Raw genomic sequence first — 11,199 nt, forward strand, 5'->3', positions numbered from 1 at the left:
TTACGGGTTTAGAGTAAAATTAACACAATAAATGGAGGTGTGAAATGTCATTATCTGGTAGGAAGATTGGCACGTTGATGATTGTTCTTGTTCTGGCAGCCGCCCTCTTTGCGGAGGGGGCAAAAGAAGCCGGCCCAGTCAACATGAAGATTTATACAGCCTATCCGCCCGGGGATGAATCGTATGTAACCGCTATGGAATTCGCTGAACGCGTTGAAAAGTACAGCGAGGGAACAATAACTGCAGAGGTCTTTCACAGCGGATCAATGGGAGGAGAAAAGGAGACTGTTCAGGCTGTTAAATTGGGAGATGCTCACGCAGTAACTAGCGGGCTTCTTCCTGTAACAATGTTTACCCAGGATTACGGTTTTTTCGACGGAATTTATGTATTCAAGGACTTTAACCATTTCAAGAATGTTTGGGACGGCAAACTGGGGGATGAAATCAAAGATATCTTACTCGATAACAACTTGAGAAGTATGGGCGTGTATCTGAGAGGAATGCGCCATCTCTCTGCAAATAAACCTATCAGGGTCCCTGAAGACGGCAGAGGATTGAAAATTCGAACCCCCCAACTTCCTTCAATGGTCAATACCTGGAAAGCAATCGGTTTTCTTCCGACTCCAATAAACCTGCCCGAACTCTTCACTTCGCTGCAGACCGGTGTAGTCGATTGCGCCGAAGGCCCTCCATCTCAGATGCTTTCGTATAAGTATCAGGAAGTACAGGATTATTTAATGTTCACAGGTCATAATGTCTCTGTAGCAATGTTTCTCATAAGCAACAGGTTTCTGGAGTCCCTGGAAGATGATAAAAGAGCTATCGTGGAAAAAGCTGCTGAAGAGGCGGTGCAGGCAGGTGCCGAATATGCACTGAAAGCAGACAGAGAAAAACTCAATAAACTTATAGATGGCGGTATGACACCGATAGAAGTTGATAAAGAAGCCTTTATGGAGAAAGCTCGTCCGGCAGTTGAAGAATTATTCAAGACACAATGGAAAGTTACCAACGTTGATGAAATTCTTTCCTATATGGAATAGATAGTGGAACCGTAAGGACCCTTCATAAATGGGGGGGTCCTTTACCAAAGGGGATATCCATAAATGGTTTCGATAATCAATAAAGCGATCGACAAGATGGTATCGTTGATTGAATTTGTTTGCAGTGTACTGTTTATTTCTATTTGCCTGATTGTACTCATTCAGGTGATAGGAAGATTTGTCTTAAAAATAGCGACTCCGTGGTCGGAGGAACTTGCACGGTATCTGCTGGTTATCCTGGTATTCCTCGGTGCAACAGTTTCAGTAAAGGAAAGGTCACACCTTGTCGCACTGAATATATTTGAAGGTCGTTCTGAAAAAGCAAAGCTTTTTGGAAGCTTACTAGTAGATGGAATAATTCTGTTAGTAAGCGTTATGTACGCAAGAAACAGTATTCGCATGTCAAGGATTGTTGGAACAGAGATGGCTTCTTCCATGTTATGGCTGAAAACAAGGTACCTTTACATAATAATATCGATCGGGTTTTTACTGTCGAGCCTGTTTGCCGTGTTTCTTATTTTAAAAACAATTATGACCTTTAAAGAGAGAAACAAATGATCGAAACGACCCTATTATTCGGCGGATTACTGCTGGGCACTTTTATAATTGGAGTTCCTGTCGGATACGGGATTATTTTCACCGCGACACTACTATATTACTTATACTCAAGTGGAGGTGGAGATTCTGCTATTCTTTTGCAACGAATGTTTGACGGGTTAAACAGTTTTCCGCTTTTAGCAATTCCACTTTTTATGCTTACCGGGAACTTGATGAATACCGGGGGTATTACTGAACGTATTTTTCGTTTGGCCTCTGCCCTGGTTGGTCATTTCCGTCTGGGTCTTGCACACGTTAATGTTGTTACCAGCATGCTTTTTGCCGGAATGTCCGGTTCAGCTACCGTCGATGCAGCTGCTATCGGACAAGTAGAAATGAAAGCGATGCTTGATGAAGGGTATGATCGCGATTATTCTGCGGCTGTTACAGCTGCATCATCAACAATTGGTCCGATAATCCCACCCAGCGTCCCGCTGGTAATATACGGTGTTGTTGCGGAGGTTTCGATAGGTCGTCTCCTTTTTGCTGGTCTTGTTCCAGGTGTGATCGTGGGACTTACCCTGATGACCTTGATTGCAATTCAAGGGCGAAAGTGGCAATATCCCAGACAAAAGTTCAAAGGGATGTCGAATCTGTGGGATGCATTTAAACGCGGTTTTTTTCCAGCTCTGACTCCCTTTATTCTGCTTGGCGGAATATTATCAGGTATTTTCACTCCAACAGAAGCGGCTGTTATTGCATTATTATATGCCATGATACTTGGAATGCTGGTATATAGAGAAGTAACAGTGCTTCAATTCTGGGATCTGGTGAAGAAAACCTTTCGTCCGACGGTTGAAATAATGATAATCATCGCTGGAGCAACCGCGTTTGCCTATATGATAGTAAGTGTAAAGATACCCCAGGAACTAGCTGGGTTTGTCACTTCCTTGTCTTTAAACAAGTGGATAATACTGGTGATGATAAACATTGCCCTTCTGATTGTTGGCTGTTTTATGGAAACCGTCGCAGCGATAACCATTGCTGTACCTGTTTTGATGCCCCTGGTACTACAGTATGGCATCAATCCTATTCATTTCGGTCTCATTGTTGTTTTCAATCTTGTATTCGGATTGCTTACACCACCAGTCGGGTTGGTGCTGTTTGTAACCAGTCGGATAGCTGAAATCTCCGTTGCAAGACTTTTTCGAGCACTATTGGTTTTTTATATCCCTCTTTTTATATGCTTGTTAGCCGTCACCTACATTGAGCCAATATCAGTATGGCTTCCAACGATTCTAATGGGAAAATGAACAGAGGAAGAATCGGGTTAGATAACAAGCGTACTGAGACATAAAACCATTTGCTGATCCACCATGCGGCGGGAATCCTGAGAAGCTTTGCCCCGGGAAGACGAATCAGGTTACTCAAGGAACTGCTTCGGGAGGGAATCGGGATGGGACGATGAAGAAGGAGAAGAAAGCGGTTTCGGAAGTATGAGGATCTCCCCTTTTCCGTATTAGAAAAGCAGTCGGTGCGGGATGCAGTCGCTATAAATCCTGTTCATGACCGTACACAGACAGAATACCACGTTCTCATTTTGTTTAACACTTTCATAGTGTCGAGAACCGTGGGGATAAAACCCTGCAATTATCGGGAAATGCCCTGATTCAGGAAAGACACGCCAGTATAGCGAAAGACAAGGGATAAAATTATACTTGTATGAACTTTACTGTCCGTCTATCAACACGGTTCTTTACAGTAGATAACACTTTAAGCTATTTCTCACATAGACATCAGCTATTTAATTACTTAGACTTAGTATATATGGCCTGTTACCCGGTAGGAGTATGAACGGCATAAGCAAAGTCAAGGTAGTCGATGCCAGGGAACTTGTTGCGGTTCCGATTACATCCTCCGAAAAACCCGAAATCGACGCGGCGTTCCAGAAGAAGTGGCAGGAACTGGTCGATATTGCGGCGCGGATAATCGGTGTTCCGGCGGGGCTTATCATGCGGCTTCTGGAAAATGAAATCGAAGTATTCAATGCCAGTTATACAAATGAAAACCCCTATGAAGTCGGAGAAAAAGCGGCACTCGGCTACGGTCTGTACTGCGAAACAGTCGTGGGGAAACGGACCCCTCTTCTGGTTCCAAATGCGTTGAATGACGAAAGTTGGAAAGACAATCCGGATGTAAAACTGAACATGATCTCCTATTATGGTGTACCGATACGCTGGCCGGATGGAGAAATATTCGGAACTCTCTGCGTGCTTGATTCGAAAGAGAATCACTATACCGATGATCAGAAGGCTCTGATAGGAAAATTTGCGGAGATGCTGGAACACGACCTGGAAAGCGTACAGATCCGCTCCCAGCTTGCGAATACCATAAGCTATAAGGAAATACAGATCCGGGAAATGCGACACCGGATCAAGAACCAGTTAAACATGCTTATCAGCTACATCGATCTTAACCTGGACCATGAGCAGGGATCATACAAACCTCACCTGATACAGGATCTGCACAACCATATAAACGCCCTTTCCAACCTTCACAATCTCCTGAATCGGAAAGAACCGGATTACTCGATTCCTGCCACCGAACACCTGAAACAGCTTCTTGGGAATATCGTCTCAGGTTCTTCATTCTTCATCGACTTTGAGGTGCAGGGAGACACTATTCATCTTCCAGAAGAATCCATGGTTCCCCTCATGATGATCATCAACGAACTTGCGACCAACTCCATGAAATATGCGTTCACGGATGTGGAGTCGCCGAAAATCAGACTGACCTGCCGGGAAAGTAACGGCCGTATAGTCATCTCCTACTCTGATAACGGCTGCACCTCCAAACCGATTGAAGATGTAAAAAGGGGCTTGGGAATGCTGATCATCGAAGGGCTCTCCGCCCAGCTGGACGGGTCCAGTGATATGAAAATGGATCGGGGGTTCCATTTTACCCTCGATTTTCCAGGCTGAAGATCAAGGCAAGACGCTTGTATCCCCGGAAACCTCTAGAACCGTGGTGTTTTCACCATAGTCAAGAAGCAACGAATTTGTAGCGCCCCCACTCTATTGTGGGAACAGGATTTGAGGACCGCGGTTTTCCACTATGTCATCCCTTGTTCAGTCGCATCATACACCAGTGAATACAGCAGGGACCTCCCCCTCTGCTTCACCGGTCCGCTGAAAACCTGCACATTCCGTACCGAACCGTCGGCCCGGCGGTGTCGAAAATCAAAATAGGTTTTTCGGTAGGTACGGGCCCGTTCCATCTCCGCCGCGATCTCCTCAGGGCTCAGGGTATTGATCCGGGAGATATTCATCCCGCGGAGTGTCTCCAGGTCCCATCCGTAATAGCGGCAGGCGGCGGGATTCGCGTTTACAATCGATCCGTCCTCAGGATCGATCAGCAGCATAACGGCATGATTATTCTCGAAGATAGCCCGGAACTCTTCTTCCCGCTCGCGCAGGTCAAGCTCCGTCCGCTTGCGTGCGGTTATGTCCCGCTTGAACTCGACAACCTTCTCCACTCTGCCGGTTTCTTCATCAATGATGGGATAAGCAAAGGCCTCGATCCATTCCACCGGGGAACCCGCGTAGCCCTGCAGTTCGCTCATCTCCGGTTTACCGCTTGCAAAACAGCGCAGGACGGGACATCCCGGACAGGGCGTCGTGAGTCCACGAAAGGCGCTGTAGCATTTTCTGCCGGTAAAATCGCTTTCTCCCGGAAACCAGGTATAGGTTGTACTGTTTACCCTGTCGATGGTCAGATCATCGTTAAGAACGGAGATTCCTTCCTGCACGCTTTCCACAACACTTTCCAGGTAGTTCTTTGTATCTTCGATCTCCCGGGAGACACGATACTGTTCGGTTACATCCCGAAAAACCAGAACTACTCCCTCCACAGCTCCTTTTTCATCCCTGATAGGTGCGGCGCTGTCGGCAATTTGCAGTCTTCTGCCGTCCCTGGAGACCAGGGCGGTATGATTATCCAACTCGATGGTCCTGTTGTTCCGGATTACAGTCTCCGCCGGATCATCGGCGACAGCACCGGTCCTTGCATTTTCAATGGGAAAAACCATTGACAGAGCTTTACCGCGGGCCTGCTCGAGGGGCCATCCCGTAAGGTTCTGGGCTACGGGGTTCATGGTCAGGATCTTCGCGTTCCTGTCGGTGGAAATAACCGCATCCCCGATGGCGTCCAGAGTCGTGGCAAGGTATTCCTTCTGCTGTCTCAAACGCTCCTCGGCCCGTCTTCTTTCGCTTATGTCGCTGGTCACAACGGCGAACTGACCCGAGTCATGCAGAAAGGCCCATACCTCGTAATAACGGTCCAGTTCTCTGGAATAATTCTCATAGGAGAGGGATTCTCCGGTTTTTACGACCCGGTCGTAGGTGTCGATCCAGTACTGCTCTGTTTCAGGGAGAATTTCTTTGACGGTCTTCCCGATAATCTCCCCGGCTTTAAGGCCGGTAATACGTTCAAAACAGGGATTGACGTCAAGAAAACGGTAATCCACTGCCTTGCCGGAATCATCGTAGATCATCTCGTGCAGCGCGTATCCGGCTGTCAGGTTTTCAAAGAGCAGCCTGTAGCGTCTTTCGGCTCCGGAGATTGCAGCATTGCTCCTTCGAAGTTCCCGGTTCGCGGAGTGCAGGCGAAAAGCCATGGTTATGGAACGCAAAAGGACCATCTCGCCGCTGTTCTTGACTACATAGCCGTAGGAGCTGATCCTGTCGGTCTTTTCCACATAGTCCTGTTCGGTATGGGAAGAGAGAAAAACGATGGGAACATCCCGGAGACGCAGGATTTGTAAAGCCGCTTCTGTTCCGTCTATCCCTCGTCCAAGATCGATATCCATCAGGACCAGGTCGATTTCAGAATTATCATCCGCTGCACAGCGAACAGCTTTTTCCCCGGATACGGCATGGATAACCTCGTAACCGGCCTTCTGAAGCATCTGTTTCTCCGCAAGGGCAATAATCGCTTCATCTTCTACAAGCAGGATAGTCTTTTTATGAGAATCCAACACCACACCCCCCGGGGTAATCCCGATTTATTATAGTGAGCCTTCCGGTAATCTGCAAATCAATGGAACGCGGATCTACCTTACCTTCCGGACCAGAAAGGCATGGAGGACTCCACCGAACCAGGCCAGGAGAAAGCACAGAATAATGTTCAGCAGCACCTTGCCGGAGTTGCCGGTCTTGAGCCACACCGCCACCGGGGGCAGCAGAATGCAGAGAACGAGCAACAGGGTGTCGTTATCGGTATCCAGGGTAATTACGGTGGACGAGAGCTTGACGCCGCAGCGCAGGCAGATGTCCTGAACCTCCGTTGTCCCGGCCCCGCAGTTCTGGCAGTAGTTTCTGGATTTCAGGGGACGGACGCCGCAATTCAGGCAGTATTCCGCCTTTTCGTCAACTTCCTTTCCACAGTTTCTGCAATACATGGCTATCCTCTTCTCGTCATGGTTTCCCGACACAATCAGTATACAGGGAATCAGGGAAAAATGCAGGAGGAAAACTGCTTGTCCTTCAGGCTGCCAGTTGCAGTATCAACGGTCCCCAGACAAGGCCTTCCAGCAGAATGATAAAGGGGAACTGAAGCAGGGTACCCCGGAACGCGGAAGAGGAGTGCGTTTCGAGTACAGTTTCGTCTCCGGGGGGCAGAGCCTGCATAAGAACGGTATCCATACTGCCGATTATGTTTTTGACCTCCAGATGCCCCCGGCCGTTCAGGATCTCTTCAAAGTAGTACATGGTCCGGGCAAGCATTCCCCCCAGACGTCCGGGAAAGCGGAGGGCAGGAGTAACCGAAAAGAGGGAGAGCAGCACAAGGCCGCTCAAGGTGAATCCCTTGCTCAGCCCCTGTTCCAGGGCTCCCGCAGTAAGGGTAAGGGGACCGATCTCCAGAAGGACCCGTCCGACGGGGTTCAGGAGGTGAAACAGTGTTATGGAGAAGATCATCATGGCATAGTAAAAGAATCGGATGCGTTTACCTGCCAGAACAACAGCGACTGCAAAAACCATACAGTGCAACAGCAGAAGCTCCAGGCTGGCGCCCATGAAAAACCCGGGTATCAGGGATACTCCGGTCCAGAAGCGGACGGTGGGATTCATTATGCGGGCAAGCCTGTCGGGGCGGCGCTTTTTTTTCACCGGCTTTTTCATGTCGTCTCCAGGGCGGAATCCTTCAGGGCCTTCCACCAGCGGGATTTCTCGGAGAAGCTGCGGGCAAAAAGGCCGATAAAAAAGCCTGATCCGAGACCGATACCCAGGAACCAGGGGAGTATACGCCAGGCCGCCGGACCGAAGATGAATACAATGGAGAGCAGGATCTGGGACATATTGCTTACCAGCGCACCCAGCACACTGACTCCCAGAAAGGAGATATTCGGCCGCAGATAGCGCCAGGCCAGCCACATCGCCAGACCGCTGGAAAAAGACCCCGCCAGGGAAAAAAGGAACACGTAGGAGGCCATGGTTCCGTTTACCATTCCCTGACCCAGGACCTTGATGAGAATGAGGAGGAAATAGGTCCCCGTGGAATCCTCCGAATCCGAACCGAGAAGATCCAGGTAGAGAATTACCGGCAGGTTGGCCAGGCCCAGGCGCATAAAGGGAATCGGACGGGGAAAGAGATATTCCACGGTTGATAAAAACAGGCTCAGGGCCCCGAGCATGGCAAGGCGGTTAAGAACTCGTTCGCTGAACATGAAGCCTCCTGCTACTCCCTGTCGCCCACATAGATGAAGACCTGATTCGGCAGGCAGGCCGCCCAGTCCCCGGGTCTTTCCACGGGTCCCGACTGCACACAAAGCCCGTCAGGACAGTCGGAGTGAACAAAGCGGGCGGAATCTTTGCCAATATGAATATGGGATTCTCCCGCCGGCCCCTGCAGCACCACATCCCGCTCTTCCGAAAGAGGGTAGATGAGCCTCCCTTTACTGTCCTCGATAATCAGGTATCCCGTCTCTCCGGAACGCTGGAGACCAAACCAGGTAAAGAGTATGAATACGGCCAGAGAAAGGGCAATCGCCGCAGCATCGTATCTGAGAATCTTCATGTATCCGGTCCCTTCGTCTTCTCCGGTATAGACAGGAAAGGCCGCCCATGGCGGGCGGCCCGTGTAAAAATCAGGTATTTTTTATTCCGCTGCCGCGTTGGCTCCGGCGATTTTACCGAATACATGGATATCCGGAAGGGCATTACCTCCGAGACGGTTAGATCCGTGGATTCCACCGGTGGTTTCACCCGCAGCGTAGAGCCCGGGAATAACATTGCCTTCGGTGTCGATAACCTGGGCCTCCGTATTTATCTTTATTCCGCCCATGGTGTGGTGAACGGTCGGCATTCTTGCGCCGGCAAAATATGGAGGTGTATCGATCTTCTCATCGAAGAGGGTTCTTCCAAATTTGTCAGGACCGCCCTTCTCCACGGCTGCATTGAACCCGGCGACCGCGGCTTTCAGGTTTTCAGGATCAACGTCAATCTGTTCAGCAAGTTCCTCCAGGGTATCCGCCATATAGGCCCTGCCCTGTTCAACCAGCTCTCCGATTGTTTCGTTGAAGTTGTTCTTGGTATCCATAGTGGGATAGTTATGAGAATCCAGAACAATCCACATAAAGTCGTCTTCCTGCTCAAAAAGCGCCTTGGTCATGACATCCCGCCGGGCACCTTCGTCAACAAAGCGTTTTCCCTCCTTGTTGACAAAAATCCTGTTCTCAACACCCTGTTCAATGTTACCCGCAAGGCTTCCCGTATCGGGGTCTCCCATGGGCAGCAGCTGGATGTGTTCGAGCCCGATCAGATCGGCACCCACCTGTTCAGCCAGGGCCAGGCCGTCTCCGGTTGCACCGGGATGGTTGGTGGATTTGATATTCTTCAGAGAAGGCCAGATCTTGTTGTATTTTTCCCGCATCTCTACATCGTTGCCAAAACCACCGGTGGCGATGATAACCGCCTTGTTTCCCTGGGCCAGGATGGTGGAATCGGGACCTGTAGCCTTTACAGCTGTTACCCGACCGGTATCCTTATCTTTGTAGATGTTGGTGGCCCGGGTATCGGTGAGAAGCAGAATACTGTCTTCATTCTTCTCAATGTAATTCATCAAAGTCTCAATGTATCCGGTACCCAGGGGTTTAACCGGCTTGTGGGCCCGGGGCCAGAGTCCGCCGAGAACGGTAAAAATCCCGTCTTTGAACTCCATTCCCATGCTTTCCATCCAGTGGAGGGTGGGAAGGGCGTTCTCTACGAGGGTCCGGATCAGTACAGGTTCGCCAAGCTTGTCTCCCCCTTCGTAGGTCTGGGTAAAATGCTTTTCGATGGAATCTTCTATTCCCAGGGGCTCCTGTCGTTCAGGGTCGACTGCGTTGTAAGCCGCACCGGAGATAATGGTGTTACCGCCGACCTGGGGCATCTTTTCAAGAATGATAACCGTGGCACCATTCTGGTGGGCGGAGACTGCCGCGGCAAGCCCGGCGCCGCCTGCACCGATGACAACCACGTCCGCCTCAAGATTCTCCGTTGCGGCTGTAACCACGTCCGCTTCGGCTTTCCCTTCGGACAGGGCTGCAATGTCCGCTCCCGCAGCTGCCAGCGCCTCGGTAACCGCTGCGATTATCGCCTTGCTGGAGTAGGTAGCACCGGCTACGGTGTCTACCGCCAGGGTCTGACCGTCAATAATGGCTTTGGGGATTCTCTCAAAAGCCGCATCAGAGAGACCGGGGGTCTCCTCGTTCTGGAGGATCTTGATCTCCTTGATCTCCTTCTCATCCACGCTTACTTCGACAATAACGTCCTTGCCGTGAATGCCGGGGGCGGCTCCTTCGTAGGAACCCGGGGTGTACAGTTTTTTACCGCAGCTTGCAGCAGAAAAAACCAGAAGAAGCGTCAGTAAAATTTGCACTACTCGTTTCATCTTATCTACTCCTTATGGGCCAAACCCATTCGGGATTTATTTATCTATATTATTTTATCGTTAAAAATATTTCAAGTAGCCGAATTTGATATCTCGCACATAGTGCAGATCATTTTTGTCACAATCTGAGTCTGCAGTAAAAGGTGCCGGAGAAACTGGCAGCCATATGGTCTGAACCATCCTGATAAAGAGCGGCTCCAAGATCGATCCGTCCCCGTTTCAGTTTATCCAGTCCATATTTCAGGGATTCAACCTGCCACGGTAAAGGACGCGCGCATCGTGCAGTAAAATCCCCGTCAACCGGCACAAGAAAATCTGTACACTGTCGCTCTATTACTATGGAAGCCTCAGGAAAAGTGTCCTCCAGCAGCCGCCGGACCATCAGCCAGCTGCTCAGAATAAGTATGGTGCTGATGCTGCCGCCGAAAACGGTATTATGATGATTATGGTTCAGCCTCTTTTCACCCGTGACGACGACCTCCTGGTCATTCAGTTCCCGGATAACAAAGCCTGCCTCCTTTATAAGGGGAATACTCGTCTCGACAAAATCCTGCAATTCACTGATATTCATGTTCCACCCCGGAAACTGGGATAATCACCCTAATGGAGGCAGGTGTCAAGGAGCGGAGGTGCTCCCCACAGGGCCAGCGCATTAAACCAGTTCAAGCAGTGGGCTCGAAGGACTGGTCAGGAG

The 11,199-nt window shown here is 49.8% G+C and carries 11 protein-coding genes; 4 read left to right on the top strand and 7 right to left on the bottom strand.

The genetic code is table 11. From position 1 onward, the window contains the following. Nucleotides 1-77 precede the first annotated feature (77 nt). The 4 genes from B4O97_RS05155 (at nt 78) to B4O97_RS05170 (ending at nt 4,558) form a co-directional block, all read left to right on the top strand. Entirely contained in the window at nt 78-1,040 is a 963-nt protein-coding gene (locus B4O97_RS05155) for a TRAP transporter substrate-binding protein (RefSeq protein WP_158084165.1), read from the top strand. A 63-nt stretch (nt 1,041-1,103) separates the two neighbouring features. Next, complete coding sequence (locus B4O97_RS05160; RefSeq protein ID WP_083048925.1) at nt 1,104-1,598, top strand: TRAP transporter small permease; 495 nt, start codon at nt 1,104-1,106, stop codon at nt 1,596-1,598. Beyond that, nucleotides 1,595-2,890 (top strand): TRAP transporter large permease, encoded by a 1,296-nt coding sequence (locus tag B4O97_RS05165; protein ID WP_083048926.1) that lies wholly within the window; start codon nt 1,595-1,597, stop codon nt 2,888-2,890. The genes B4O97_RS05160 and B4O97_RS05165 overlap by 4 nt, the downstream gene beginning before the upstream one ends. 537 nt (nt 2,891-3,427) lie before the next feature. Beyond that, nucleotides 3,428-4,558, top strand: a complete 1,131-nt coding sequence (locus B4O97_RS05170) for a GAF domain-containing protein (RefSeq protein WP_083048928.1) — start codon at nt 3,428-3,430, stop codon at nt 4,556-4,558. Between the two features lie 131 nt (nt 4,559-4,689). On the opposite strand, the gene B4O97_RS05175 is transcribed toward B4O97_RS05170, so the two are convergent. The 7 genes from B4O97_RS05175 to B4O97_RS05205 all read right to left on the bottom strand — a co-directional run bounded on the left by B4O97_RS05175 (nt 4,690) and on the right by B4O97_RS05205 (nt 11,076). Beyond that, on the bottom strand, nt 4,690-6,615 hold the full coding sequence (locus tag B4O97_RS05175; RefSeq protein WP_143305545.1) for a PAS domain S-box protein: 1,926 nt from the start codon (nt 6,613-6,615) through the stop codon (nt 4,690-4,692). Nucleotides 6,616-6,687: 72 nt separating this feature from the next. Next, nucleotides 6,688-7,035 carry a YqaE/Pmp3 family membrane protein gene (locus B4O97_RS19305; RefSeq protein ID WP_143305547.1) on the bottom strand — a complete coding sequence of 116 codons (348 nt, stop codon included), beginning with the start codon at nt 7,033-7,035 and terminating at the stop codon, nt 6,688-6,690. 85 nt (nt 7,036-7,120) lie between these two features. Next, the gene (locus B4O97_RS05185; RefSeq protein ID WP_083048931.1) at nt 7,121-7,756 is read right to left on the bottom strand and encodes a hypothetical protein; all 636 of its coding nucleotides are present in this window, start codon (nt 7,754-7,756) and stop codon (nt 7,121-7,123) included. After that, on the bottom strand, nt 7,753-8,301 hold the full coding sequence (locus B4O97_RS05190) for a Gx transporter family protein (protein WP_083048933.1): 549 nt from the start codon (nt 8,299-8,301) through the stop codon (nt 7,753-7,755). Before B4O97_RS05190 ends, B4O97_RS05185 begins: the two co-directional genes overlap by 4 nt. An 11-nt stretch (nt 8,302-8,312) precedes the next feature. Continuing rightward, nucleotides 8,313-8,651, bottom strand: coding sequence for a NusG domain II-containing protein (locus B4O97_RS05195; RefSeq protein ID WP_083048935.1), 339 nt, complete (start codon nt 8,649-8,651; stop codon nt 8,313-8,315). A gap of 81 nt (nt 8,652-8,732) precedes the next feature. Continuing rightward, on the bottom strand, nt 8,733-10,505 hold the full coding sequence (locus tag B4O97_RS05200; protein WP_083048936.1) for a flavocytochrome c: 1,773 nt from the start codon (nt 10,503-10,505) through the stop codon (nt 8,733-8,735). A gap of 118 nt (nt 10,506-10,623) precedes the next feature. Then, entirely contained in the window at nt 10,624-11,076 is a 453-nt protein-coding gene (locus B4O97_RS05205) for a YiiD C-terminal domain-containing protein (RefSeq protein ID WP_083048938.1), read from the bottom strand. Nucleotides 11,077-11,199 lie beyond the last annotated feature (123 nt).

The organism is Marispirochaeta aestuarii (assembly GCF_002087085.1).
GTDB classification, from domain to species: Bacteria; Spirochaetota; Spirochaetia; order JC444; family Marispirochaetaceae; genus Marispirochaeta; species Marispirochaeta aestuarii.

Bases quoted from the DNA above. Each gene is read 5' to 3' on its own strand.
- B4O97_RS05160 (WP_083048925.1), top strand. From the start codon at position 1,104: ATGGTTTCGATAATCAATAAAGCGATCGACAAGATGGTATCGTTGATT.
- B4O97_RS05170 (WP_083048928.1), top strand. From the start codon at position 3,428: ATGAACGGCATAAGCAAAGTCAAGGTAGTCGATGCCAGGGAACTTGTT.
- B4O97_RS19305 (WP_143305547.1), bottom strand. From the start codon at position 7,035: ATGTATTGCAGAAACTGTGGAAAGGAAGTTGACGAAAAGGCGGAATAC.
- B4O97_RS05195 (WP_083048935.1), bottom strand. From the start codon at position 8,651: ATGAAGATTCTCAGATACGATGCTGCGGCGATTGCCCTTTCTCTGGCC.
- B4O97_RS05205 (WP_083048938.1), bottom strand. From the start codon at position 11,076: ATGAATATCAGTGAATTGCAGGATTTTGTCGAGACGAGTATTCCCCTT.
- B4O97_RS05165 (WP_083048926.1), top strand. From the start codon at position 1,595: ATGATCGAAACGACCCTATTATTCGGCGGATTACTGCTGGGCACTTTT.
- B4O97_RS05155 (WP_158084165.1), top strand. From the start codon at position 78: ATGATTGTTCTTGTTCTGGCAGCCGCCCTCTTTGCGGAGGGGGCAAAA.
- B4O97_RS05190 (WP_083048933.1), bottom strand. From the start codon at position 8,301: ATGTTCAGCGAACGAGTTCTTAACCGCCTTGCCATGCTCGGGGCCCTG.
- B4O97_RS05200 (WP_083048936.1), bottom strand. From the start codon at position 10,505: ATGAAACGAGTAGTGCAAATTTTACTGACGCTTCTTCTGGTTTTTTCT.
- B4O97_RS05185 (WP_083048931.1), bottom strand. From the start codon at position 7,756: ATGAAAAAGCCGGTGAAAAAAAAGCGCCGCCCCGACAGGCTTGCCCGC.